The organism is Delftia lacustris (assembly GCF_040267515.1).
In the GTDB taxonomy this organism is placed as follows: domain Bacteria; phylum Pseudomonadota; class Gammaproteobacteria; order Burkholderiales; family Burkholderiaceae_C; genus Comamonas; species Comamonas tsuruhatensis.
This window is the reverse complement of record NZ_CP141274.1, coordinates 1574506-1600352: the sequence shown is the minus strand read 5'-3', so window position 1 is coordinate 1600352 and position 25847 is coordinate 1574506. Positions and strand designations below refer to the sequence as shown.

The window sequence follows — 25847 nt, the reverse complement described above, 5'->3', positions numbered from 1 at the left end:
TGAGAACCGGCCAAGTCTACGATGCGCGCGTGAAGCTCAATGTGCCTTGTCCCAGTTGGGGCCGACGCCCACTTCGGCGAGCAAGGGAACCTTCAGTTCCGCCACGCCGGCCATCAGGCGCGGGATCTCGGTGCGCACCCAGTCCGACTCGCCTTCGGGCAGCTCGAACACCAGTTCGTCGTGCACCTGCATGATGACGCGGACCTCGGACTGCCTGGCATCGAGCTCGGCCTGCACCGCCACCATGGCCTTCTTGATCAGGTCGGCCGCCGTGCCCTGCATGGGCGCGTTGATGGCCTGGCGCTCGGCCGCCTTCTTGCGCGGGCCGCTGCCGCCGTTGATGTCCACCAGGTACAGGCGGCGGCCGAAGACGGTTTCCACGTAGCCGTGGTCGCGCGCGAATTCCACCGTCTCGTCCATGTAGCGCTTGACGCCTGGATAGCGCTGGAAATAGCGGTCGATGTAGGCGGCGGCAGCCTTGGTCTCTATGCCCAGGTTCTTGGCCAGGCCAAAGCTGCTCATGCCGTAGATCAGCCCGAAGTTGATGACCTTGGCATAGCGGCGCTGCTCGCTGCTGACCTGCTCCAGCTCCACGTTGAAGACTTCCGATGCCGTGGCCCGGTGCACGTCGCGGCCTTCGTGGAAGGCGCGCAGCAGCGACTCGTCGCCCGACAGGTGGGCCATGATGCGCAGCTCGATCTGCGAGTAGTCGGCGCTGGCGATCACATGGCCGGGCGCGGCAATGAAGGCCTCGCGCACGCGCCGGCCTTCGGGCGTGCGGATAGGGATGTTCTGCAGGTTGGGGTCGTTGCTGGACAGGCGCCCCGTCACGGCCACGGCCTGGGCGTAGTGCGTGTGCACCCGGCCCGTGCGCGGCAGCGCCAGCTGGGCCAGCTTGTCGGTATAGGTGCCCTTGAGCTTGGACAGGCTGCGGTGTTCCAGCAGCTTGGCGGGCAGCGGATAGTCCTCGGCCAGCTTCTCCAGCACCTCTTCGTCGGTGCTGCGTGCGCCGGTGGCCGTCTTCTTGACCACGGGCATGCCCAGCTTGTCGAAAAAGATTTCGCCCAGCTGCTTGGGGCTGGCCAGGTTGAAGGGCTGGCCCGCGATGTCGTAGGCCTCCTGCTCCAGCTGCACGATGCGCTGGCCCAGATCGTTGCTCTGCCTGGCCAGCGTGGCGGCATCGATGAGCACGCCGTTGCGCTCTATGCGGAACAGGGCCTCGCTGGTGGCGATCTCCAGCTCGTAGATGCCGCGCAGGCCGTCGTGCGCCTGCAGCTGCGGCCACAGCACGCGGTGCACGTCCAGGGTCTGGTCCGCATCCTCGCAGGCGTAGGCGGCAGCCTTGTCCACGGGCACCTGGGCAAAGGGGATCTGGTGGGCGCCCTTGCCGCACAGGTCTTCGTAGCTGATGCCCGTGCGGTTGGTGTGGCGCAGCGCCAGGCTGGCCAGGCCGTGCGGGCGGTGCACTTCCAGCACATAGCTTTGCAGCATGGTGTCGTGCACATAGCCCTGCACCTCGATGCCGGCATTGGCGAAGACATGGCGGTCGTACTTGACGTGCTGGCCCAGCTTGGGCCGGGCCGCATCCTCCAGCCAGGGCTTGAGGCGCTGCAGCACTTCGTCGGCCGGCAGTTGCTCGGGCGCGTCGGGGCCGGCATGGCGCAGCGGGATGTAGGCAGCGGCGCCGGGCTCCACGCTCAGCGAGATGCCGACGATCTCGGCACGCATCTCGTCCAGCGAGGTGGTTTCGGTATCCAGGGCCGTGAGTTCGGCGGCGTTGATCTTGGCCAGCCACTGGTCGAACGCTTCCCAGGTCAGCACCACGTCGTAGTCCAGCGCACGCTGCTGGGCGGTCTCGGCCTCGGCGGTGGCGTCGTCGGATTCGGCCTGCTCCTGGGCAAACATGTCGCCCGTGGACTGGTCGGCACGCGGCTTGGCCGCGGGCTTGCGGCCGGCCTTGACGGCTTGCAGCGCATCGGGCTCGGGCGCGGCACCGCCGAGCATGCGTGCCAGCCCCTTGAAGCCGTAGCGCTCATAGAACTCGCGCAGCGGCGCGGTATCGGGCTCGCGCGGAGCCAGCGCGTCGAGCACGGGCAGGGTGGGCACTTCGGCGCTCAGGTCGCAGTCGGTCTTCATGGTGACCAGCTGGCGGCTCAGCGCCAGCTGGCCCGAGGCGATGGCATCGCGCAGGTTCTGGCCGGCCACGCCCTTGATGCCGTCGGCTGCAGCGATCAGGCCGTCGAGCGAGCCGTGCTCGGCCAGCCACTTGACGGCCGTCTTGGGGCCGACCTTGGCAACGCCGGGCACGTTGTCCACGGCATCGCCGACCAGCGCCTGGTAGTCGATCATCTGCGCAGGCGGCACGCCGAACTCGGCCGTCACGCCGGCCACGTCGCGGCGCTTGCCGCTCATGGTGTCCATCACCATGATGTGGGGATCCACCAGCTGGGACAGGTCCTTGTCTCCACTGGAGATGACCACGTTCACGCCCTGGGCGGCGGCCGTCTTGGCCAGGGTGCCGATCACGTCGTCGGCCTCCACGCCCTGGATGGCCAGCACGGGCCAGCCCATCAGGCGGACCACTTCGTGGATGGGCTCGATCTGCGAGCGCAGATCGTCGGGCATGGGCGAGCGGTGCGCCTTGTATTCGGGATAGAGCGCATCGCGGAAGGTGGGGCCGCTGGCGTCGAACACGCAGACCGCGTAGTCCGCCGCCACTTCCTTGCGGATCGCCTGGAGCATGTTGATCATGCCGCGGATGGCGCCCGTGGCGGGGCTTTCCGGGTTGCCGGGCTCGGCGCGCAGATCCGGCATGGCGTGGTAGGCGCGGTAGAGGTAGCTGGAGCCGTCGATCAGCACCAGGGTCTTGGAATTGCTCATGCGCCGATTGTGCACGCGCCGGCAGGGGGACAGGGCGGGACAGGGCCCGCCGCAAGACCTACAATGGAGCCCATGCGCGCCGCTCCACTTCTCATCCTCCTGAGCCTGGCCGCCAGCCCCGTGCTGGCCCAGAACCCCACGCCTGCCCCGGCTGCCTCCACCGCCCCCGCGGCGGCGACCGCCGGGCAGACCGCGCCGGACACGGCCAGGCCCGAGGCCCGCGACCGAAGCAACCAGCGCGTGGAACGCATCCATGTGGAAGACGAAGGCAGCCGCGTTGACGAACTGCGCGTGGGCGGCCAGACCCGAAGCATCACCGTGCAGCCCAAGGTCGGCGACATGCCCTCCTATGAGGTGCAGTCCAACGACGGCGCCCGCTCCTCGCGCAACCGCGGCGATGGCGACGGCACCAACGGCACGCGCGTCTGGAACCTCAAGAAGTTCTGATCCTCACCGGACTGTCCGGGCCCCGGGCCCGGCGGCATCCCAGGGGGCAGCACCTGACGGCGCTGCCCTCTTTCCATATCTGACGACAACGATTTCCGCCGAGCCGCGCTGGCCGGCAATGCAAACATGGCCGTTTTCACCGAAGTCTCCGACAAAGATGCGCGCGAGCTGCTGCGCCGCATGTCCCTGGGTTCCTTCAAGGAGCTGCGCGGCATCCAGGGCGGCATAGAGAACACCAACTACTTTCTCACCACCGAGCAGGGCGAGTGGGTGCTGACGCTGTTCGAGCGCCTGACGGCCGAGCAACTGCCCTTCTACCTGTACCTGATGAAGCATCTGGCGCAGGCCGGCATTCCCGTGCCCGACCCTCAGGCCGAGACGCGCAGCGGCGACATCCTGCTGCGCGTGTGCGGCAAGCCCGCCTCCATCGTCAACCGCCTTCCCGGCAGGAGCGAGCTGACCCCCCAGCCCGCACACTGCGCCGCCGTGGGCGAGATGCTGGCGCGCATGCACCTGGCCGGCCGAGACTACGATCGCCAGCAGCCCAATCTGCGCGGCCTGCCCTGGTGGAACGAGACCGTGCCCACGGTGATCCCGCACATCGACGCACCCACCGCCGACCTGCTGCGCTCCGAACTGGCCTTCCAGAACCATGTGGCCGCCTCGCCCGCCTATGCGGCGCTGCCGCGCGGCCCCGTGCATGCCGACCTGTTCCGCGACAACGTGATGTTCGATGGCGAGCGCCTGACCGGCTTCTTCGATTTCTACTTCGCAGGCGTGGACAGCTGGCTGTTCGACCTGGCGGTGTGCCTCAACGACTGGTGCATCGAACACGCCACGGGCGCCCATGACGCGGCCAAGGCCAAGGCCATGATCGATGCCTACCAGTCCGTGCGCCCCCTGACCGCCGCCGAGCGAGAACTGTTCAACCCCATGCTGCGCGCGGGCGCGCTGCGCTTTTGGATCTCCCGCCTGTGGGATTTCCACCTGCCGCGCGAGGCCTCCATGCTCGTTCCCCACGATCCCACGCATTTCGAGCGCGTGCTGCGCCAGCGCCTGGCCCGCCCCGTGGCGCTGGACTGACGTCCCAGGCCGGCCACGACGCGGCTGCCGGAGGGCTTTGCGGTCCACGGGCCGCGCTTCCTCGGGTACAGTCCCCGTTCGGGCGCCAGCGGCGCGGCCCATGCCAGAGGCCATGCCCCATCCAGGCGCCCCGACTTCCTCACCCCATGAAACTTCTCATCGTTCCCGCCCGTACCGGCCTGCAATGGGTGCAGCAGGGCATCCGCACCTTCCGCCAGCAGCCGCTGGCGCTGGCGGCACTGTTCTTTCTGTCGATGGCGGCCATGTCGCTGGTCACGGTGCTGCCGCTGATAGGCCCCGTGATCGCGCTGGGCCTGCTGCCGGCCACATCGCTGGCCATGATGGTGGCGGCGGCCGAAGCCTCGCACGGGCGCGCGCCCACGCCGGCCCTGCTGCTGGTGGCCTTTCGCACCGGGCGCCAGCGCCTGAATTCCATGCTCACGCTGGGCGCCATGTATGCGGCAGGCTTCTTGCTGATCATGGGCCTGTCCATGCTGGTGGACGATGGCCAGTTCGCCAACGTCTACCTGGGCGGCGAACCGCTGACGCGCGAGATCGCCGAATCGCCCGACTTCCAGGCCGCCATGTGGCTGAGCATGGGCCTGTACCTGCCGCTTTCGCTGCTGTTCTGGCATGCGCCGGGCCTGGTGCACTGGCACAACGTGCCGCCGGTCAAGGCCGTGTTCTTCAGCCTGGTGGCGTGCGTGCGCAACATCGGCGCACTGGTGGTCTTCGGCCTGAGCTGGATGGGCGTGTTCATCGTGGCCGGCATCGTGATGGCACTGATCTCGGCCGTGCTGGCCCAGGTGCTGGGCGGCATTGCCAACGGCCTGATGATTGCCACGGCCATGCTGCTGGCCGCCATGTTCTTCACCTCCATCGTCTTCACCTTCCGTGACTGCTTTGCGGCGCCCGATGAAAGCGATGGCAGCGACGCCATCGGCACCGAACCGCCGCAGCCGCCCGGACTGTCCGGCTGACGCCTGCACGGCACCAGATCACCAGGCCCCTTTCGAGGGGCTTTTTCTTTGCCGTTTCTCTGTCGTGCCAGCGGCCACCCGGGCGTCCACATGACGCAGTCACTGTTGTGTCATACGGATGCCATCGCTTTGTCACAGTGCCTGCCTAGCATGCCGTGCGGATGCATAGCCAGCGAGTGCGCAGCGGCATCCCGGCCCATCCCGCCCCCGATGGGCTGATGCAGACAACCCCACAACGGAAGCCCCATGTCCCAATCCACGATGCTCTCCCGCCGCAAGGCGCTGCAATTCCTGACCGGCGCCCCCCTGCTGCCGCTCGGCTCCGCCGTGTCCGCCGCCGGCCTGCTGACCGCCTGCGGCGGTGGCGATGACGGTCCCGCGAAGAACTATGTGGCGGCCAGCTTCACCTCCATGGCCGCGCCCACGCTGGCCAACCCCCAGGCCATGGCCCGGATGACCGTGGCCTCGCAGCTCAAGGTGCAGTACAGCGACAACAGCGAGCAGAGCTTCGACCTGGGCTACCAGCCCTTCTTCGTGACCGGCGACGAAGTGCCGGACGGCAAGGGCGGCAAGATCCTGGCCGGCGGCTACTACGACATCAACAACAACAAGATCATCGACCGCACCGTGGCCGGCAGCGAGCGCCACTTCTTCTCCGATGCGCCCGACGGCACCTCGCTGCTGACCGTGCCCAATGCCAAGGTGGATGGCGTCAAGGGCAAGCCCGTGTTCGCCGTGGTGCAGTTCGAATACACGACCTGGGCGCAGGATGGCAAGACCGACATGTACGGCAAGCTGCCCTCGCCCATCGCCGTGCTGACGCTGGACCAGGACCAGACCACGGGCAAGCTCAGCCTGGTCAAGTACCACAACGTGGACACCTCCAAGGTGCACGGCCTGTGGATCACCTGCGGCGCCAGCCTGTCGCCCTGGGGCACCCATCTGTCCAGCGAAGAGTACGAGCCCGACGCATTCGCCACCGGCAATGCGCAGTTGCAGGCCTTCAGCCAGAACCTGTATGGCGACCAGACCAAGGCCAACCCCTACCACTACGGCCACATGCCCGAAGTGACGGTCAACGTGGACGGCACGGCCAGCATCAAGAAGCATTTCTGCATGGGCCGCATCTCGCACGAGCTGGTCCAGGTCATGCCCGACCAGCGCACGGCGCTGATGGGCGACGACGCCACCAACAGCGGCTACTTCGTCTTCGTGGCCGACAAGGAAAAGGACCTGTCCTCGGGTTCGCTGTACGTGGCCAAGGTGGGTGCAGGCTTCTCCATCGACCCCGCATCGGGCAGCGCCGCCGCGCTGACCTGGATCAAGCTGGGCTCGGCCACCAGCGCCGAGATCGAGCAGCTGGCCAACACGCTCAAGCCCACGGACATCATGACCGTGGCCAAGACCGATCCGGGCGACGCCAGCTACACCAAGATCACCGCCAACGGCAAGGTGGAGTGGATCAAGATCAACCCCGGCATGGAAAAGGCCGCCGCCTTCCTGGAAACCCACCGCTACGCCGCCTTCAAGGGCGCGAGCATGGGCTTCACCAAGATGGAAGGCACGACCGTCAACGCCAAGGACAAGGTGGCCTACTCGGCCCTGCAGAACTGCGAAAAGTCCATGGTGGCCGGTGATGCGCTGAACGTGGCAGGCAATGGCGTGTCCATCCCCAAGCAGCTCAAGGCCGGCGCCGTGATGGCACTGAACCTGCGCGGTGGCCAGAAGGACACGGCCGGCGCCGCCATCAACAGCGAGTGGATGCCCGTGGACACCAAGGCCCTGCTGGCCGGCGAGGACATCAGCGCCGACGCGCTGGGCAACACCGGCAACCCGAACAAGATCTGCAACCCCGACAACCTCAAGTTCTCGGAGAAGATGCGCACCCTGTTCATCGGCGAGGACAGCGGCCAGCACGTCAACAACTTCCTGTGGGCCTACAACATCGACACCAAGCAGCTGTCGCGCCTGATGTCGATTCCCGCAGGCGGCGAATCCACGGGCCTGCACGCCGTGGACGAGATCAACGGCTGGACCTACATCATGAGCAACTTCCAGCACGCCGGTGACTGGGGCAGCATCCACAACGTGGTCAAGTCCACGCTGGACCCGCTGATCAGCACCAACTATCGCGGCAAGTTCGGCGCCGCCGTCGGCTACCTGACCGGCACCGCTTCCCAGCCCAAGCTGTCGGCCTGACCGCCGCCACAACGCCCCGCCACCCTGCGGCGCGTGGCGCCACAACAATAAGGCCATGGATTTCCATGGCCTTTTTGCATGCCTGCGCCGCAACTGCATGGATGTAATGAACCCGACTCCTGGCGTGCAAAACAAGAGTCATTCTCACCTGCTCGCTATAATTTCTGATGCATTGCGGCGTCGCTAGCCCGCCATCGCACCATCTTCAGCCCCGCCGGATCACGCCCCTCAAGGCCCGGCAGGCGCACGCAGAGCCACACCACAGGAGAGACTCCATGACCCCAGCTTCCCGCATCCTTCGCAGCACGGCCTCCGCATGGCTGGCGGCCGCTGCCACCCTGGCGGTGCCGGCTGCACATGCCGACTATCTCTGGCTGCAGCAGGACGCAGGACAGGCCCGGGCCTATGCCGGAGAACTGCGCAAGCCGCTGCAACAGCTGCCGGCCCTGGAGGACGCCAAGCAGGTCCTGCCCGACGGCAAGAGCCTTCCCCTGAAGGCCGAGGCCAATCATTTCACCGCGGACGCAGGCCAGGGCGATGTGCGCATCGCCGCCACGCGCCCCGGCGCCAATGGCGTGCTGACCTACTACCAGGCCCGTTTCGGCCGCAACGACACCAAGGCCGTGAACGACCTGGAGCTGGTGCCCACCACGGCGGGCGGCGATACGTTCCAGCTGGTGTTCAAGGGCCGCAAGGTCGCGGCCAGCCAGGTCAATGTGCAGACCAGCGAGGGCTGGTACCGCACGCTCACGCCATCGCAGGACGGCACGGTGAGCTTCAAGCCCTACTTCCCAGGCCTGTACGTGCTGGAGGTGACGGCGCGCGTGGACAACGGCTCGGTCACGCTGGACGGAAAGAAGTACACCGACGTGCGCCACACCACCACGCTGAGCTTCGAAGTCAAGCCCTGACCGCCGGACACGACGGCCCGGCCCTCACTCCACGACCGTGAGCTTGGCAATGGACAGCGCCAGCCACTTCGTGCCGTGGCGCCCAAAGCTGACCTGGGCACGCGCGTCGTCGCCCGTGCCTTCCAGGGCCAGCACCTTGCCTTCGCCGAACTTGTTGTGGAACACGTTCAGGCCCACGCGCAGGCCGTGGCCCGGGTCGGCCTTTTGCGGCGGCACGGGCGGGCTGGCGAAGACCTCGCTGCGCCAGCCTTCGGCCTTGCTGCCGAAGCCACCGCGATCGCGTGAGCCATAGCCGCTACCACCGCCGCCACCGGGGCGGGGCGCGTAGCTGCCAAAGCCGCCCTGCTTCGGCGTGATCCACTTGAGCGCCTCTTCAGGCAGCTCGTCGAAGAAGCGGCTCTTGACGTTGTAGCGCGTCTGCCCGTGCAGCATGCGCGTCTGCGAATGGCTCAGGTACAGGCGCTTGCGCGCGCGGGTGATGGCCACATAGGCCAGGCGGCGTTCTTCCTCCAGGCCGCCCCGGTCCATCATGGCGTTCTCGTGCGGGAACAGGCCCTCTTCCACGCCGCCGATGAAGACGGCGTCGAACTCCAGGCCCTTGGAGGCATGCACGGTCATCAGCTGCACGGCGTCCTGGCCTGCCTGGGCCTGGTTGTCGCCAGCCTCCAGCGCCGCGTGCGTCAGGAAGGCGGCCAGCGGCGACAGGGTCTCGCCGGTATCGGCATCGACCATGCCGGCCACGGTGCCGGCCGGCGGCGTGAGCGGCGTGTCCAGCAGCGGCAGCGCAGGGTCCAGGCCCTGGCTGGCGGGGCTTTGCGTCAGCGCCCTGGCGCCGTCGTGCTCGTCCAGCGGCAGGGCCACGGCATCGCGGCCAAAGCCTTCCTGGGTGACAAAGCTCTCGGCCGCGTTCACGAGTTCCTGCAGGTTCTCGATGCGGTCGGCGCCTTCCTTTTCGTTGCGGTAGTGCTCGAGCAGGCCGCTTTCTTCCTCGATGGCCTCGATGATCTCGCGCAGCGTGCGGCCCTGGGTCTGCTCGCGCAGCACGTCGATCTTGGCGACAAAGCCTGCGAGCTTGGCGCCCGGCGCGCCCGGCACCGCCGAGACGGCATCGTGCAGCGAGCAGCCCGCGCTGCGCGCCGCGTCCTGCAGCGTCTCCACGCTGCGCGCGCCGATGCCGCGCGGTGGGAAGTTCACCACGCGCAAAAAGCTGGTGTCGTCGTGCGGGTTCTCCAGCAGGCGCAGGTAGGCCAGCGCATGCTTGATTTCGGCGCGCTCGAAAAAGCGCAGCCCGCCGTACACGCGGTAGGGAATGGCGGCATTGAACAGCTGCGATTCGATCACCCGGCTTTGCGCATTGCTGCGGTAGAGCACGGCGATTTCCTGGCGCTGCCAGCCGTCCTTTTTCACGAGCTGCTGGATTTCCTCGACCATCCACTGCGCCTCGGCCATGTCGGTGGGCGCCTCGTAGATGCGCACGGGCTCGCCCGGGCCCTGGGTGGTGCGCAGGTTCTTGCCCAGGCGCTGGCTGTTGTGGCTGATGAGCGCGTTGGCGCAGTCCAGGATGTTGCTGTAGGAGCGGTAGTTCTGCTCCAGCTTGATCTGCTGGCGCACGTCGAACTCGCGCACGAAGTCCTGCATGTTGCCCACGCGCGCACCGCGAAAGGCGTAGATGCTCTGGTCGTCGTCGCCCACGGCGATCACGCTGCCCAGGGCCTGCAGGCGGCCATCCACCACGTCGCCCGCCAATTGCTTGAGCCACTGGTACTGCAGCTTGTTCGTGTCCTGGAACTCGTCGACCATGATGTGGCGAAAGCGCCGCTGGTAGTGGGCGCGCAGCGCGGCATCGTCGCGCAGCAGCTCGAAGGAGCGCAGCATCAGCTCGCCAAAATCGACCACGCCTTCGCGCTGGCACTGCTCCTCGTAGAGCTGGTAGATCTCGACCTTCTTGCGCGTGTCCGGGTCATTGGCCACCACGTCGCCGGGGCGCATGCCCTCTTCCTTGCAGCCGGCAATGAAGTACTGCAGCTGCTTGGGCGGGAAGCGCTCGTCGTCCACGTTGAACTGCTTGCACAGGCGCTTGACGGCCGACAGCTGGTCCTGCGTGTCCAGGATCTGGAAGGTGGACGACAGCCCTGCCGCCTGGTGGTGGGCACGCAGCAGCCGGTTGCACAGGCCGTGGAAGGTGCCTATCCACATGCCGCGCACGTTGTAGGGCAGCATGGTCGACAGGCGCGCCAGCATTTCCTTGGCCGCCTTGTTGGTGAAGGTCACGGCCAGGATGGAGCCCGGCGTGGCCTGGCCCGTCTGCAGCAGCCAGGCGATGCGCGTGGTCAGCACCCGCGTCTTGCCCGAGCCGGCGCCAGCCAGGATCAGCGCATGGCCGGCCGGCAGCGTGACGGCAGCGAGCTGCTCCTCGTTGAGGTTGGCCAGCAAAGGGGAGTTGGAGGCGGGTGCGGCACCGGAGGCGCCGTCGAGCAGATCGATCGGGAACATCCCGGCATTGTAGGAAGCGCCCCGGCCTGCGGGGAAAGCCATGCTGCATTTCCCGCATTCGACACATGCAGCGCATCTTCCCGGTCCATAACGCCATTGCTATAACCGCTATATCGACAGGGCGCCCGGGCCCGCCGCCGGCAACGTATAGAATCAATCACCGGGCCCAAGTTTCTTGCGGTCCGGTTTTTTGTGCCCGGGCCACAGCCGCCCTGGCGACGCGGCCCGCCCGCGCCGCCCGCAAGACCGGCCTCCAAGCCAAGCGCCCCATCGCGGAGGGATGTTCCTGCCGCGACCTTTCATGGAGCTTGGAATCAAATGGAAATCTTCGACTACGACAACATCCTGCTGCTGCCGCGCAAGTGCCGCGTGGAAAGCCGCTCGGAGTGTGATGCCAGCGTGGAGCTGGGCGGTCGGTCCTTCCGCATCCCGGCCGTGCCGGCCAACATGAAGACGGTGGTGGATGAAAGCATCTGCACCTGGCTGGCCCGCAACGGCTACTTCTACGTGATGCACCGCTTTGACCTGGACAACGTGCAGTTCGTGCGCGAGATGCAGGGCAAGGGCTGCTTCGCCTCCATCTCGCTGGGCGTCAAGAAGCCCGACTACGACACCGTGGACCGCTTCGTCGCCGAAGGCCTGTGCCCCGAATACATCACCATCGACATCGCCCACGGCCATGCCGACAGCGTGAAGAACATGATCGGCTACCTCAAGGAAAAGCTGCCCAAGTCCTTCGTGATCGCCGGCAACGTGGGCACGCCCGAAGCCGTGATCGACCTGGAGAACTGGGGCGCCGACGCGACCAAGGTCGGCATCGGCCCCGGCAAGGTCTGCATCACCAAGCTCAAGACGGGCTTTGGCACGGGCGGCTGGCAGCTGTCGGCGCTCAAGTGGTGCGCGCGCGTGGCCACCAAGCCCATCATTGCCGACGGCGGCATCCGCAGCCACGGCGACATCGCCAAGAGCGTGCGCTTTGGCGCCACCATGGTGATGATCGGCTCGCTGTTCGCGGGCCATGAGGAATCGCCGGGCCAGACGGTCGAGGAAAACGGCCAGCGCTTCAAGGAGTACTACGGCTCGGCCTCGGACTTCAACAAGGGCGAGTACAAGCACGTCGAAGGCAAGCGCATCCTCGAACCCGTCAAGGGACTTCTGGCCGACACCCTGATCGAGATGGAGCAGGATGTGCAAAGCTCCATCAGCTACTCGGGCGGCAAGAAGCTGATGGACATCCGCAAGGTCAACTACGTGATCCTGGGCGGTGACAACGCAGGCGAACATCTGCTGATGTAAGCGCAGACACCAAGGCAAGGCGGCTTCGGCCGCCTTTTTTTGTGCCTGCGTTCCCGACGTCACGCAGGCCGCGCATGCCGAGATCGCGCCATGAACCAAAAAATTGGCGTGTCTTCCTGCAAGCACGCCAAAAATGCCGCATAATTGCGGTCTCGTTTGCAGCGCAGACTTGTTTTTGGGGCTCTTAGCTCAGCTGGTAGAGCAGCGGACTCTTAATCCGTTGGTCGAGTGTTCGAATCACTCAGGGCCCACCAAAAATTCCTTTTCAGCCTGGATTCATCCAGGCTGATTCCTTCGGAATACCCGAGGGGGCTCTTAGCTCAGCTGGTAGAGCAGCGGACTCTTAATCCGTTGGTCGAGTGTTCGAATCACTCAGGGCCCACCAAAAATTCATTTGCCTGATCTCTTCAGGCAGCCACGCAGAAATACGTGGGGCTCTTAGCTCAGCTGGTAGAGCAGCGGACTCTTAATCCGTTGGTCGAGTGTTCGAATCACTCAGGGCCCACCACCAACACCCCGAAAAAGGCACTCAGCGCACCGGCGCTCAGTGCCTTTTCTTGTTGTACTCCATCAGCACCGACATATTGCTGCTGCCGGCCTTGGCCACCCACTCGCGACCAAAGCGCTCGCCCACCAAATCCAGCATGTGGCGCAGATCCGCCGAAGGCGCCGCCACGGACACCTTGTTGTCGGCAAGGATCTTCTTGCCCAGCTCATCGGCCTGCTGGGCCAGCGCCCAGCCCTCTTTTTCAGCCGACTCGGCAGCGCGGCCGATGGCCTGGCGCTCGGGCTCGGTGAAGCCCCTCCAGGCAAGTTCGCTGACGCAAAGCATGTTCTTGGGAATCCAGGCCTTGATATCCAGAAACACCTTCATGGCCTTCCAGGCCTGGATGTCGGCGCCCGTGGCGCTGGAGGTAATCATGGCATCGATACCACCTTGCTCCACGACGGCACCCAGATCGCCTGCGGCAATCACCACCGGCTGCGCCCCCCAGAGCTCGGCCAACCGCTTGGTCGCATCGCTTTGCACACGCAGCCTGAGGCCCTTGAGATCCGCGATGCTGTGGACCGGGCGCCGACTCAGGAGACCCTGCGCCGGCCAGGGCACGGCAAACAGCAGGCGCGCGCCCTGCTGGGCCAGCAAGAACTCCTGCAGCACGGGGCGGGTCAACTGCCACAGGCGCGCGGCCTCGTCAAAGCCACGCACCATGAAAGGCAGCGAGTCCATGGCCAGCAGCGGGTGGATATCCGCACAGGACGACATGAGCACTTCGCCGAACTGGAGGTCATTGCGCTTGAGCGCAGGCAGCACCTGCGCCATGGGCTTGAGCGCCGAGCCGGACACCACCTCGATCTCCAGCGACTGCCGGGTGTCGGCACCCACGCGTGCCGCGAAATTGCGCAGGTTCTGCGTGTGGAAGATGCCATCGCCATAGGCCGCCGACAGCTGCAGCCGGTGGCCCTTGGACCAGGCAGCGCCGGCGGTCAGTTGCAACGCGGCCGGAGCCAGGCCTGATATCAACGTGCGGCGAGAAACAGTCATGAAAGATCCTTGGCGAAAGCGCCCAGAACCATGCCATCCACCCGACGGCGGACCTGTGCATGCGGGCGGAAAAGATAAATTCTATCGATATTTATATCATTTAGATACAAACTATCGATCCATTCCATCGCCCAGGTCATTCGCCAAGCCATCCGTCACACCGGATTCCAGCCAAGCCGCTACAGTGTCACCCTGCCGCAGACGCATGAGTGTGCGGCCCTCTTCTGCGCCTGTGGCCCGCCTGCAGCGCACAACCGCCTCGCCTGCATGCCACAAAATGTTTCCCCGCTCTGGCAGGGCCCGCGCTGGGCCCTGGCCGTCCTGCTTGCCATCCTGGGCATGCTGGGGCCGTTCTCGATCGATACCTACATCCCGGCCTTCTCGGGCATCGCCCAGGCCTTGAACGCCACGCCGCTGCAGATGCAGCAGACGCTGTCGGCCTATCTGTTCGGCTTTGCCTTCATGAACCTTTTCCATGGCGCCATGGCCGACAGCTTTGGCCGCCGCCCCGTGGTGCTATGGGGACTGGCCGTGTTCACGCTGGCCTCGGCAGGCTGCGCGCTGTCGCAGAACATCACGCAGCTGGTGCTGTTCCGGGCGCTGCAGGGACTGTCCACGGGCGCCGGCATCGTGGTGTCGCGCGCCGTGGTGCGCGACCTGTTTCCGCCTGCCCAGGCCCAGCGCGTGATGGCCCAGATCACCATCTTCTTCGGCATTGCCCCGGCGCTGGCGCCGGTGCTGGGCGGCTGGCTGTTCGTGCACCTGGGCTGGGCGGCCGTATTCTGGTTCCTGACGCTGGTGGGCGTGCTGCTGTGGAGCATCAACTGGCGCTTTCTGCCCGAGTCTCTGCCGCAGGCGCAGCGCCAGCCCTTCCGGTTCAAGCCACTGATGCAGGGCTACAAGGCGCTGTGCAGCGATCCGCGCTTTGTGCTGCTGGCCTTTGCCAGCGGCGTGCCCTTCAACGGCATGTTTTTGTACGTGCTGTCGGCCCCCGCCTTCCTGGGCGACCTGCTGCACCTGCAGCCGCAGCAGTTCTTCTGGTTCTTCGTGATTTCGATCTCGGGCATCATGGGCGGCGCCTGGGTGAGCGGCCGGCTGGCCGGGCGCATTCCACCCAAGCACCAGATCCGCCACGGCTTCGTGATCATGTTCGTGGTGTCCATCGTCAACCTGGTTGCCAACCTGATCTGGCCTGCCCATGTGAGCTGGGCGTTGATTCCCGTGGGTGTGTTCGCCTTCGGCTGGGCCATGATGGTGCCCGTCGTGACCTTGCTGGTGCTGGACATCCATCCCGAGCGGCGCGGCCTGGCCTCATCGCTGCAGGCCGTGGTGGGCTCCACGGCCAATGGCATCGTGGCCGGCGTGCTGGCGCCTCTGGTGATGCATTCGACGGTGCTGCTGGCCCTGGGCTCGATCAGCATGATGCTGATCGGGCTGGCGTCGTGGATCTACCTGCATCACCGCTGGCCCGAAATCGGGCGGCATGCCTCGGAGGCCTGAAGGCCACTGCTCCCGGGATCCCGGGCGTCTATGCCCGGCCCGCGCGGCGGTCCAGCATTTTTTCCTTGTAGTAGCGCGCCTTTTCGGCATACATGGCCTGGTCCGCGCGTGACACGGTGGCCTCCAGCTGGCTGCCCTCGTTGCAACAGGCCACGCCCATGGACAGGCTGACCAGCTGACCCGGATAGAACTGGTTGTTGAGCTCCAGCAGGGACAGGATGCGCTCCTTGACGGCTTCGGCGCCGCGCTCGTCCGAGGCTGGCAGCAGCACCATGAATTCGTCGCCGCCCACGCGTGCCGCACAAGCGGGCGCATCCACGGCCTTGGTCAGCACTTCGCCCACGCGGCGAAGCATGTCGTCGCCTGCGGCATGGCCATGCTCGTCATTGGCCTCCTTGAGACCATTCATGTCGATGGCGATCACGGCCAGCGGCCACGGCCCCTTGCGCGCCAGGCGGTTCAATTCCTCGATATAGAAGGCGCGGTTGCGCAGTTGGGTGAGCACGTCGTGCTTGCCCAGGTATTCCAGATAGGCCTCGGCCTTCTTGCGTGCCGTGATATCCACCAGGGACAGCAGCACCAGCCCCCAGTCGTCCGCATGGCCGTCCAGCACGGCCAGCTGCATGTGGATGTGCAGCGTGTCGCCCGACAGCGCGTAGTTCACCACTTCGCGGTGCTGCACGAGCTTGCCGTTCCACAGGTCCTGGAGTTGATCGGCAAAGGAGTCGATCATTTCATCGCGGAAGATGCGGCCCAGCCGGCTCAGCAGCTGCAGCTTGTCGGTGGCACCGAACATGCGCAGCGTCTGGCGGTTCACGTCGATGACGCGAATCTCCTGCATGCAGCGCGAGATGAATTCCGGATGCACCTTGAGGAAGGTGGCGAAATCGCTGATGCCCTGGGCGCGCACATCGTCGAGCAGGCGCTTGATGGAGCTGAAGTCCTCGACCCACAGCGACACGGGCGAGTACTCGAACAGGTCGCGCGAGTACTGCTCGCTGCGGTGCAGCTGCCGCGTGCTGCGCATCTCGGCCGTCACGTCCTCCAGCGACACCAGCACGCAGTCCCAAAGCTCCTCATGGCCGGGCAGGATGCGGCCACGGATCTGCACGTCCAGCCGGCGCCCGTCCAGCGTGTAGTTGGCGGTGCGGTTGGCAAAAGTCGGCGAGCCCTTCCAAAGCTCCTGCAGCTCGCAGGCCAGGCCGGCATGCATGTCGTCACGGAACACCTGGCCCAGGCTGTCGAGAAAGGTCTGCTGGTCCGCGGCGCCGAACAGGTCCAGCGTGCGCTGGTTGACGCGAACCACCCTGAGCGCGGCACTGCACTGCTGCAGTGCCTGCGGATGGGCAGAAAAATGCGCCTGCAGATCGGTCACGCCTTGTGCTCGCCACTGGTCGAGCAGGCGCTTGAGCGCGCTGTAGTCCTCCAGCCATAGCGAGACGGGGGCCAGTTCGAACATGTGCTCAAAATCCACACTGGACGCGATCAAAGACTCCACAGGGCACCTCCGCGCCGCGATTATGGCAGTCGCAGAGCCCGCCAGACAGCAGGTTCTGCGCCACGAACACAGGCAGCGCCAGGCAGGCAGGCGGATTGCCAAAAAAAAACCGGCCCCGAAGGGCCGGTCTGCATGCAAAGCCGGAATCGATCAGCGCACGGCGCGCTTGCGATCGCCGCCCTGGGGCGAGTAAGGCTTGGGAGCGCTCTTGCCAAAGGCCGGACGGCGCTCACCACCGCCGAAACCGCCGCGGGATTCACCGCCGAAGCCACGCGACTCACCGGATGCACCACGGAAGCCGCCATCGCGGTGGCCGCCATCGCGGGGAGCACCCTCACGACGGTCGCCGCCGCGCGCAGCGCCACGGTCGCCGCCGAAGCCACGGCCTTCGCCGCCACGGCCAAAGCCGCCTTCACGCGGAGCCTGGCTGTAGCCACCTTCACGCTGGCCCTGGCCGAAGCCGCCTTCACGCTGGCCGCCACCGAAGCTGCCGAAGCCGGCCTTGCGGCCATAGCCTTCCGAATCACGGCGGGGGCCGAAGCCACGGTCGCCACCGCGATCACCAAAGCTGCGCTCGCGGTCACCACCGCCGAAGCCGCGGTCGCCGCCGAAACCACCACGACCACCGCCGGCGGAGCCTCGGCGATCACCACCACGGCCTTCAAAGCCGCCGCCACGACGGCCGCCACGGCCTTCGTTGCCGCTGGGTGCGCGCTGTGCAGGCTCGAGACCAGGAATCACCTCGGCCTTGAATTGCTGACGGCTGTAGCCTTCGATATCGAAAATGCGGCGGCGGTCACGGAATTCCGCGAACGTCACGGCCACGCCTTCGCGACCGGCACGACCCGTGCGGCCGATGCGGTGGGTGTAGTCCTCGGCCTTCATGGGCAGGCCGTAGTTGAAGACGTGGGTGATGGAGGGCACGTCAATGCCGCGTGCCGCCACATCGGTCGCCACCAGCACCTGCACCTGGCCGCTGCGCAGCGCCATCAGGCGGCGGTTGCGCAGGCCCTGGCTCAGGGCGCCGTGCAGCGCCACGGCCGAGAAGCCGTCCTGCTGCAGGTCGTTGGCCAGGCCGTCGCACTCGACCTGGGTCGATGCGAAGACGATGGCCTGGTTGATGGTGGTGTCGCGCAGCCAGTGGTCCAGCAGCTTGCGCTTGTGCTGGGAGTTGTCGGCCCAGAACAGCACTTGCTTGATGTTGGCATGCTTTTCCTGGGGCGTGTCGATGGTGACCTTCTTCACGCCCGATCCGCCGTCATGCATCACGCGCATGGCCAGTTGCTGGATGCGGGGCGCGAAGGTAGCGCTGAACATCATGGTCTGCTTGCGCTGGGCCGTCAGGTCGTTGACTTCGGCCAGATCGTCCGAGAAGCCCAGGTCCAGCATGCGGTCGGCCTCGTCGACCACCAGGAACTGCACCTGGTCGAGCTTGATCTGCATCGAGCGCTGCAGGTCCAGCAGACGGCCAGGCGTGGCCACCACGAGGTTGGCGTTCTGCAGCTTGGCAATCTGCAGCTGGTAGGGCATGCCGCCCACCACATTGGCAATGCGGATGCCACGGCAGTGCTTGACCAGTTCGATGGCGTCATGCGCCACCTGCTGAGCCAGCTCGCGCGTGGGGCACAGGATCAGGGCGCCGGGAACGGCCGCCTTGAAGTTGCGGGGATTGGTGGGGTCCTTGCGCTTGTTGCGCTTGGGCGTGGGCTGGCCGCTGGCAGTGGCCTCGGCGCACTGGCGGTCATATTCGGCGCGGATGGCGGCTTCCTCGTCAGCCTTTTGCTGGATCAGCGTGTGCAGCACGGGCAGCAGGAAGGCGGCGGTCTTGCCCGAGCCGGTCTGGCTGGAAACCATCAGGTCGATGAAGGCCTGATCACCACTGCCCATGGCCAGGGGAATGGCTTGCGCCTGCACGGCCGTGGGCTGGGTGTAGCCCAGATCGGCAACGGCGCGGACCAGCTCTTCAGCCAGGCCCAGCTCGACGAAGGCGTTGGGGAGTTCGGGAGCTGCCTGGGCGGCTTCGGCGCCCTCGACGGTTTCAGCAGCGGCCTGCGACTCGGCGGCCTGCTCGGCACCGGCAACGGCGGCGTCCAGCACGGAAGAGGCTTGGGCAGCGCAAGCAAAAGAGGAATCGGCAGCGGCAATGATGCCCTGCTCTTGAGAGATGTCGTTCATGAATGGCTCTAACGAAAAGCACGCGCAGTCAGCGATCTGCCACGCTTTTCTCGACGGTTGGGTCAACATCCACCGTCAGACTTGACCGGCCCTTCGCAAAAGGGCGGATGGGCGTTTTCGGCTGGTCCGAAACCGATGGTCCCGCCATCCATGAAAGCCTTCATGGAGGTCTGTGGACATCGACCTCAGACACACAGCGCAGGAGCCCTTGTGTGATGGAGATGTGCAAATTGCCCCTTGTTGATGGAGGCAAGCTGTAGATTGTCGCACTCCTGGGGTTTTCCCGCAAGCCCCCCTGCACAAAAATGGCCGGAGGGCCCGGCTCCGGGCGCTAGACGCTCAGCAGGCGTGCGCGATAGTGCGCCAGCTCATCGATGGACTCATGCACATCGGCCAGCGCCGTGTGGCGCTGGGCCTTCTTGAAGGATGCGTAAGCATCGGGCTTCCAGCGCCTGGCCAGTTCCTTGAGGGTGCTGACATCAACGTTGCGGTAGTGAAAGAAGTCGTTGAGCTTGGGCATGTAGCGCTCCATGAAGCGCCGGTCCTGGCCAATGCTGTTGCCGCACAGCGGCGCCTTGCCCTTGGGAACGTACTGCGCCAGGAACTTGATCAGCGCGGCTTCCGCATCGGCCTCGGTGGTGGTCGATGCCTTGACGCGCTCGATCAGGCCGCTCCTGCCGTGCGTGCCCTTGTTCCAGGCGTCCATGCCGTCGAGCAGGGCATCGCTTTGATGGATGGCGAACACAGGACCCTCGATGCGCGTGGCAAGGTCCGGGCTGGTGACGACCACGGCGATCTCGATGATGCGATCGGTGTCGGGCTGCAGCCCGGTCATCTCGCAGTCGAGCCAGACGAGATTGAGGTCGGATTTGCTCAGGGTGACGGGCGTGCCGGATTCGGCGGGGACGGGAATGCAGGCGCTGGAGGCTTCGGACATGGCCCAAATTGTCGCCTACACTGCGGCCACATGGTCTTCAACCCCGATTTTTCCTCGACGCTTTCCCTGCTGTTTGCCGCAGCCGTGCTGGCCCAGTGGCTGCTGCGCGCCTGGCTGGCCTCGCGCCAGGTTCGCCATGTGGCAGGCCACAGAGCGCAGGTGCCCGAGGCCTTTGCGCAGCGCATCAGCCTGGCCGCCCACCAGAAGGCCGCCGACTACACACTGGCGAAGGCACGCGTTGCCCTGATCGACATGACGCTGGGCGCCGTGGTGCTGCTCGCATGGACGCTGCTGGGCGGGCTGGATGCACTCAACCAGCAGTTGCTGGAATGGATGGGCGCCGGCCTGTGGCAGCAATTGGCGCTTCTGGCCAGCTTTGCACTGATCTCCGGCCTGGTGGAGCTGCCGCTGTCGCTCTACCAGACCTTTGTGCTGGAGCAGCGCTTCGGCTTCAACCAGATGACGCTGCGGCTGTGGCTGGCCGATGCCGCCAAGTCCACGGCCATGGGCGCAGCCATCGGCCTTCCGATTGCGGCACTGATCCTGTGGCTCATGGGTTCGGCCGGCGACCTGTGGTGGCTCTGGGCATGGGCCGTCTGGACGGGCTTCAACCTGCTGCTGATGTGGATCTTCCCGACCTTCATCGCACCGCTGTTCAACAAGTTCGATCCGCTGGAGGACGGCCCGCTCAAGGAGCGCGTGAGCGCACTGATGCAGCGCTGCGGCTTCACGGCCAAGGGCCTGTTCGTGATGGACGGCAGTCGCCGCTCGGCACATGCCAATGCCTATTTCACGGGCTTCGGCCACTCCAAGCGCGTGGTGTTCTTCGACACCTTGCTCAAGCAGCTGGACGCCGACGAGGTGGAGGCCGTGCTCGCGCATGAGCTGGGCCATTTCAAGCACCGCCACATCCTCAAGCGCATGCTGCTGATGTTTGCCGCCAGCCTGGCGGGCTTTGCGCTGCTGGGCTGGCTGTCGCAGCAGCTGTGGTTCTACCTGGGCCTGGGCGTGCGTCCGGGTCTGGACCTTGCGCTGGGACACAGCGGCATCGGCGCCGGCAACGAGGCCGTGGCGCTGCTGCTGTTCCTGCTGGCCGTGCCGGTGTTCAGCTTCTTTGTCACCCCGCTGTTCTCGGCCCTGTCGCGCCGCGACGAGTTCGAAGCCGATGCCTACGCCATGCAACAGGCCAGCGGCGCCCACCTGGCCTCGGCACTGCTCAAGCTGTACGAGGACAATGCTTCAACGCTCACGCCCGATCCCTGGTACGTGAGCTTCTACTACTCGCATCCGCCGGCCCTCGCCCGGCTGGCGCGCATGCCCTCTCCGACCTGAACCATACGCACTCACCATGAGCACACAACGCTTGCAACAACAGGACTGGTCCAACCAGCAGCGCCGCGCGCTGACTTCCGACGAACTGCACACCGCACTGGCCGCCCTGCCGGGCTGGCAGCTCGATGGCGATGCCATCGCCAAGAGCTACGCCTTCGCCAACTACTACGAGACCATGGCCTTCGTGAATGCGCTGGCCCTGATCGCCCACCAGCAGGACCACCATCCCGACCTGACCGTCAGCTACGGCCGCTGCGGTGTACGCCTGAACACGCATGACGTGAACGGCATCTCGTCCACCGACATCGAGTGCGCAAGGCGTATCGATGCGTTGCTGGCGCGCCCATGAATCGCACCCCGCTGACCCATGGCTGAGCGCTCCGCACTGCACGAAGGCCTGGTCGTCTCCAGCCATGGCCGCCATTGCGTGGTCGAGACCGAAGACGGCTCGCGCCACATCTGCCACCCGCGCGGCAAGAAGAGCCAGACCGTGGTGGGCGACCGCGTGCGCTGGCAGCTTCCGCCCCCAGGCCAGGGGGAGGAAGGCACCATAGAAAAGGTGCTGGAGCGGCGCAACCTGTTCTACCGGCAGGACGAGATACGCACCAAGTCCTTTGCAGCCAACATCGACCAGGTGCTGATCCTGATCGCCGCCGAGCCGGTCTTCTCCGAAAGCCAGCTGGCCCGCGCCCTGATCACTGCCGAAGCCACCCACATCAAGCCCCTGATTGCCCTCAACAAGCGTGACCTGGCCGAGCCCTTTGCCGACGCCTGGGAGCGCCTGGAGCCTTATCGCGAGATGTACCTGGGCCAGGAAAAGCCGCACTACGAGGTGCTGTCGCTGTCGCTGGCCAATGAGGGCGAGGCCGATCGGCAGCTGCTGATGAAGCACCTCAAGGGCAAGGCCACGCTGGTGCTGGGCCCTTCCGGCTCGGGAAAGAGCACCCTGATCAACCTGCTGGTGCCCGGCGCACGCGCGGCCACCAACGAGATCTCGCAGGCACTGAACTCCGGCAAGCACACGACCACCACGACCAGCTGGTACTGGATGGACGAGGAGCGCACGACAGCCCTGATCGACTCGCCGGGCTTCCAGGAGTTCGGCCTGCGCCACATCGAACCCACCGACCTGCCCCGCTGCATGCCCGACATCGGCGCCCATGCGCAGGAATGCAAGTTCTACAACTGCACCCACCTGCACGAGCCCGGATGCGCGGTCATGCCGCGCGTGGAGGATGAGGAACACGGCATGGACGCCGACCATGACATCAGTGCCAACCGGTACTGCATCTATGCCGAGCTGTTTGATGAGTTGAGTCAGGCCACGAAGTATTGAGCCTCCCCCAAACGCCACGGGGCCGCTCCGGGAGGGAGGAAACGACGCCTCCAAAGGGGCGTCATCCATGACTCGCCCGCAGGCTCCGCACTCAACCCAACAGGCGCGCCAGCGACAGCAGGGCCAGCAGCAGCAGCCAGACCACGACCGAGCGCCAGACCAGGCCGACCACGCTGCGCAGGTGGCCGATCTCGGGCTCACGGCCCGGCGTGGCTTCGCTGTCCACGTCGAGGTCGATCTCCTCGCCGTCGTCACGGGTCACCGAGATGCCCTCGCGGCGCTTGAGTGCCTCGCCGCCCAGGCGCACGTTGATGGCGCCCGAGGTGGCGGCCAGGATCACGCCGTCGTTGTCGTTGGGAAAGCGCTGGGCATGGAAGCGCCAGCCCTCGATGGCCTCCTCGAAACTGCCGACCACGGCAAAGGAAAGAGCCGTCAGCCGTGCGGGCAGCCAGTCGATCACGGTCCAGGCCAACCGTGAGGCGTGCTGCAACTGGACACTGACCTGGCTGCCACCCAGCAGGCCCTTGCGCGACCAGGAGCGCGACAGGTGCTCGGTCATGCGGTAGAACACGGCGCCCAGCGGGCCCAGGCCCAGCGCCGCCAGTGCAGAGAACCAGAACAGCACGCCAAACACATGGCGATGCGCTGCCAGCACCGAATACTCGATCACATGGCGCACCACCTCGCTGCGGGGCACTTCGCTGGCGTCCACCTGCTGCCAGTGGGCGAGGGCTTCGCGCGCCGCGTACTCGTCACCTGCATCCAGCGCATCGCGGATGCGCGTGAAGTGGTGGCTGAACTGGCGAAAGCCCAGCGTGACGTAGAGCACGGCCACATTCCAGACCATAGCCAGCGGCCAGCCCACGCCCCACAGCAGCAGCAGATAGATGCCTGTCACCAGCACGCAGGGCAGCGCCACCGCCACGGTCCAGGCCAGCCAGCCGTGGTGCGCCTGGCCGGCATCGAAGTTGCGGCGCACCGAAACCGTCCAGGCCCTGTAGCCTGTGTGCACCAGGTTGGCCGGCGTCAGGGGGCGCGCCTGCTCGATCAGCAAGGCGATCAGAATGGCAAAGAAACTCATCCGGCCATCATACTGGCGCATGCGGGCAGGCCCGTGACCCCGGGGTGGCACGGCACCCCATCCGGGCATCAGGCCGACAGGAATCGGTAAAGATTGCGCAGCATGCCGGCCGTGGCGCCCCAGATGTAGCGCTGGCGGTCTCCATCCTGGTAGGGCATGGCAAACCATTCGCGCGGCACGCCGTTCCAGACCATGGCGTGGCGCTCATGGTTGGCAGGATCGAGCAAAAAGGACAGCGGCACCTCGAACACGTCCGCCACCTCGTAGGGATTGGGATGCAGGCGCGCCCGAGGATCGACCAGGGCCACCACCGGCGTGATCAGAAAGGCCGTGCCCGTGGTGTAGATGGGCAGGGTGCCCAACACTTCCACATCGCCGGCAGCAAGCCCGACTTCCTCCTGCGCCTCGCGCAGGGCCGTGGCCTGGGCAGACACATCCTCAGGATCGCGCTTGCCACCCGGAAAGGCCACCTGGCCCGAATGCGTGGACAGATGGGCCGTGCGTTCGGTCAGCAGCACCGTGGGCTCGGAGCGCAGCACGATGGGCACGAGCACGGCGGCATCGGTGGGCTGGCGATCACTGAAGCGTTTCTCGCGCACCACCTCGGGAGCCCAGCGGGGCGGCCGCGCAAAGCGCTGGCGCAGGGCATCCGGTGCGCGGGCCTCCAGAGGCACGGCGGGCAGGTGGCTGTCCCTGCCCACCAGTTGCGCCATGCGCGGGTCGGCGACCGAGGCGACGGCCGCTGGCGTCGGGCCGCCGGTCGGCACGGGTATGGCGGTATCGGGCAGAGAGGACACGAATGAAGGAATGTGGTGAGAAACGACCGGGCAACAAAAAAGCCGCTACAGGCGACTGTAGCGGCTTTCCAGCTGTGACGCAGGTGCTCAGGCTTCGGCAGAAACCTTGACACGCGACGGCAGCTTTTCCTTGATGCGGGCCGACTTGCCGCTGCGCTCGCGCAGGTAGTACAGCTTGGCACGACGCACATCACCGCGACGCTTGACTTCGATGCCGGCGATCAGGGGCGAGTAGGTCTGGAACGTACGCTCCACGCCTTCACCACTGGAGATCTTGCGCACGGTGAAGCCGCTGTTCAGGCCACGGTTGCGCTTGGCGATCACGACGCCTTCGTAGGCCTGCACGCGCTTGCGGCTGCCTTCGACCACGTTCACGCTCACGATGACGGTGTCACCGGGGGCGAACTGGGGGATGGTCTTGTTCAGACGGGCGATTTCCTCTTGCTCGAGGGTCTGGATCAGATTCATGGTCAACATCCAATCGATCTTGTCCGCGCCAGGATTGGCAAGCGCCGGGATTGGCGCCATGGCTGCTTTGTTCGTAGCAGCGGCCGGATAGAGGATCGAAGAATCGCGGATTATAGCCCGGCGGCGTTTTTTGCCAAAAACCCCTCGTCCTTGGCATTGAGCAGGCCCTGGGCGCGCGCCTGCTCTATCAGCTCGGGCCGGTGCCTGGCCGTGATGGACAGGCGCTGGTCGCGGCGCCAGCGCTCGATCTGCGCGTGGTGCCCAGACAACAGCGGCGCCGGCACTTCGCGCCCTTCCCAGACTTCGGGGCGCGTGTAGTGCGGGCAATCGAGCAGGCCGTCGAGCGCGGGATTGAAGCTGTCCTGCTGGAAGCTGCCCTCGTCGTTGAGCACGCCGGGCTGCAACCGGGCCACGGCATCGAGCAAGGCCATGGCAGCAATCTCGCCGCCGGAGAGCACGAAGTCGCCCAGGCTCAGCTGGTGCGTGACATGGGCATCGATGAAGCGCTGGTCCAACCCCTCGTAGCGGCCGCACAGCAAGATGGCACCCTGCCCCTGCGCCCAGTCGGCGACCACGCAGTGGCGCAGCGTCGTGCCTATCGGCGAAAACAGCACCACCGGCGCCGGCTCGGTCTCGCCCGCGTCGCGGCGCGCCTGCTGCGCCGCCTCCAGGCAGCGCTGCAGCGGCTCGGCCATCATCACCATGCCCGGCCCGCCGCCGAAGGGCCGGTCGTCCACGCGCCGGTAGTTGCCCTGGGCATGGTCGCGCGGATTCCACAGGTGCACGCCGACCTGGCCCGAGGCATAGGCCCGGCGCGTCACGCCGCTTTCGAGAAACGGCGTGAACAGCTCGGGAAACAGCGTGAGGATGTCGAAGCGCATGGATGTCGGC

General features: G+C 66.1%; 20 protein-coding genes and 3 tRNA genes. 13 read left to right on the top strand and 10 right to left on the bottom strand.

Annotated features, from left to right (window positions below; all coding sequences use genetic code 11):
- Positions 1-36: 36 nt before the first annotated feature.
- The gene (gene polA / locus U6958_RS08720; RefSeq protein ID WP_074921077.1) at positions 37-2880 is read right to left on the bottom strand and encodes a DNA polymerase I; all 2844 of its coding nucleotides are present in this window, start codon (positions 2878-2880) and stop codon (positions 37-39) included.
- A gap of 72 nt (positions 2881-2952) precedes the next feature.
- Here polA and U6958_RS08715 point away from each other — a divergent pair, with 72 nt between their 5' ends.
- The 5 genes from U6958_RS08715 (at position 2953) to U6958_RS08695 (ending at position 8500) form a co-directional block, all read left to right on the top strand.
- Positions 2953-3327 carry a hypothetical protein gene (locus U6958_RS08715; RefSeq protein WP_016451118.1) on the top strand — a complete coding sequence of 125 codons (375 nt, stop codon included), beginning with the start codon at positions 2953-2955 and terminating at the stop codon, positions 3325-3327.
- Positions 3328-3453: 126 nt separating this feature from the next.
- A complete protein-coding gene (locus U6958_RS08710; RefSeq protein ID WP_016445800.1) occupies positions 3454-4410 on the top strand; it encodes a homoserine kinase in 957 nt (318 codons plus the stop codon).
- 146 nt (positions 4411-4556) lie between these two features.
- Positions 4557-5390 (top strand): BPSS1780 family membrane protein, encoded by an 834-nt coding sequence (locus U6958_RS08705; protein ID WP_016445799.1) that lies wholly within the window; start codon positions 4557-4559, stop codon positions 5388-5390.
- A 246-nt stretch (positions 5391-5636) separates the two neighbouring features.
- Positions 5637-7589, top strand: coding sequence for a PhoX family phosphatase (locus U6958_RS08700; protein WP_047326594.1), 1953 nt, complete (start codon positions 5637-5639; stop codon positions 7587-7589).
- A 275-nt stretch (positions 7590-7864) separates the two neighbouring features.
- On the top strand, positions 7865-8500 hold the full coding sequence (locus tag U6958_RS08695; RefSeq protein ID WP_016445797.1) for a hypothetical protein: 636 nt from the start codon (positions 7865-7867) through the stop codon (positions 8498-8500).
- 24 nt (positions 8501-8524) lie between these two features.
- Here U6958_RS08695 and U6958_RS08690 read toward each other — a convergent pair whose 3' ends face one another.
- Positions 8525-10993, bottom strand: a complete 2469-nt coding sequence (locus tag U6958_RS08690) for a UvrD-helicase domain-containing protein (RefSeq protein WP_034366354.1) — start codon at positions 10991-10993, stop codon at positions 8525-8527.
- A gap of 318 nt (positions 10994-11311) precedes the next feature.
- Here U6958_RS08690 and U6958_RS08685 point away from each other — a divergent pair, with 318 nt between their 5' ends.
- The 4 genes from U6958_RS08685 to U6958_RS08670 all read left to right on the top strand — a co-directional run bounded on the left by U6958_RS08685 (position 11312) and on the right by U6958_RS08670 (position 12797).
- The gene (locus tag U6958_RS08685) at positions 11312-12289 is read left to right on the top strand and encodes a GMP reductase (protein WP_016445795.1); all 978 of its coding nucleotides are present in this window, start codon (positions 11312-11314) and stop codon (positions 12287-12289) included.
- A 178-nt stretch (positions 12290-12467) separates the two neighbouring features.
- Positions 12468-12543, top strand: a tRNA-Lys gene (locus U6958_RS08680).
- Positions 12544-12598: 55 nt separating this feature from the next.
- Positions 12599-12674: transfer RNA gene (locus U6958_RS08675), tRNA-Lys, on the top strand.
- A 47-nt stretch (positions 12675-12721) separates the two neighbouring features.
- Positions 12722-12797: transfer RNA gene (locus tag U6958_RS08670), tRNA-Lys, on the top strand.
- A gap of 36 nt (positions 12798-12833) precedes the next feature.
- On the opposite strand, the gene U6958_RS08665 is transcribed toward U6958_RS08670, so the two are convergent.
- Complete coding sequence (locus tag U6958_RS08665; protein ID WP_016451115.1) at positions 12834-13832, bottom strand: TRAP transporter substrate-binding protein; 999 nt, start codon at positions 13830-13832, stop codon at positions 12834-12836.
- A gap of 267 nt (positions 13833-14099) precedes the next feature.
- On the opposite strand from U6958_RS08665, the gene U6958_RS08660 reads away from it, so the two are divergent.
- Positions 14100-15332, top strand: a complete 1233-nt coding sequence (locus tag U6958_RS08660) for a multidrug effflux MFS transporter (protein WP_016445793.1) — start codon at positions 14100-14102, stop codon at positions 15330-15332.
- A 28-nt stretch (positions 15333-15360) separates the two neighbouring features.
- Here U6958_RS08660 and U6958_RS08655 read toward each other — a convergent pair whose 3' ends face one another.
- From U6958_RS08655 to orn, 3 genes are all read right to left on the bottom strand, one after another.
- Positions 15361-16830, bottom strand: coding sequence for a diguanylate cyclase domain-containing protein (locus U6958_RS08655; RefSeq protein ID WP_016451114.1), 1470 nt, complete (start codon positions 16828-16830; stop codon positions 15361-15363).
- Positions 16831-16980: 150 nt separating this feature from the next.
- Positions 16981-19005 carry a DEAD/DEAH box helicase gene (locus tag U6958_RS08650; protein WP_074921078.1) on the bottom strand — a complete coding sequence of 675 codons (2025 nt, stop codon included), beginning with the start codon at positions 19003-19005 and terminating at the stop codon, positions 16981-16983.
- Positions 19006-19336: 331 nt separating this feature from the next.
- The gene (gene orn / locus U6958_RS08645; protein WP_016445790.1) at positions 19337-19942 is read right to left on the bottom strand and encodes an oligoribonuclease; all 606 of its coding nucleotides are present in this window, start codon (positions 19940-19942) and stop codon (positions 19337-19339) included.
- 30 nt (positions 19943-19972) lie between these two features.
- Here orn and U6958_RS08640 point away from each other — a divergent pair, with 30 nt between their 5' ends.
- The 3 genes from U6958_RS08640 to rsgA are packed head-to-tail and all read left to right on the top strand — an operon-like array spanning position 19973 to position 22610.
- Entirely contained in the window at positions 19973-21274 is a 1302-nt protein-coding gene (locus tag U6958_RS08640) for a M48 family metallopeptidase (RefSeq protein ID WP_016445789.1), read from the top strand.
- Between the two features lie 16 nt (positions 21275-21290).
- Positions 21291-21623: a 4a-hydroxytetrahydrobiopterin dehydratase gene (locus U6958_RS08635; RefSeq protein WP_016445788.1), complete on the top strand. Its 333-nt coding sequence runs from the start codon at positions 21291-21293 to the stop codon at positions 21621-21623.
- An 18-nt stretch (positions 21624-21641) separates the two neighbouring features.
- Positions 21642-22610: a ribosome small subunit-dependent GTPase A gene (gene rsgA / locus U6958_RS08630; protein ID WP_016445787.1), complete on the top strand. Its 969-nt coding sequence runs from the start codon at positions 21642-21644 to the stop codon at positions 22608-22610.
- Between the two features lie 91 nt (positions 22611-22701).
- On the opposite strand, the gene U6958_RS08625 is transcribed toward rsgA, so the two are convergent.
- From U6958_RS08625 to trmD, 4 genes are all read right to left on the bottom strand, one after another.
- The gene (locus tag U6958_RS08625; protein ID WP_026062341.1) at positions 22702-23691 is read right to left on the bottom strand and encodes a CobD/CbiB family protein; all 990 of its coding nucleotides are present in this window, start codon (positions 23689-23691) and stop codon (positions 22702-22704) included.
- 68 nt (positions 23692-23759) lie between these two features.
- Complete coding sequence (locus U6958_RS08620) at positions 23760-24488, bottom strand: CoA pyrophosphatase (protein WP_016445785.1); 729 nt, start codon at positions 24486-24488, stop codon at positions 23760-23762.
- Positions 24489-24575: 87 nt separating this feature from the next.
- Complete coding sequence (gene rplS / locus U6958_RS08615) at positions 24576-24956, bottom strand: 50S ribosomal protein L19 (RefSeq protein ID WP_016445784.1); 381 nt, start codon at positions 24954-24956, stop codon at positions 24576-24578.
- A 110-nt stretch (positions 24957-25066) separates the two neighbouring features.
- Positions 25067-25837 carry a tRNA (guanosine(37)-N1)-methyltransferase TrmD gene (gene trmD / locus U6958_RS08610; protein WP_017405202.1) on the bottom strand — a complete coding sequence of 257 codons (771 nt, stop codon included), beginning with the start codon at positions 25835-25837 and terminating at the stop codon, positions 25067-25069.
- Between the last annotated feature and the right edge of the window lie 10 nt (positions 25838-25847).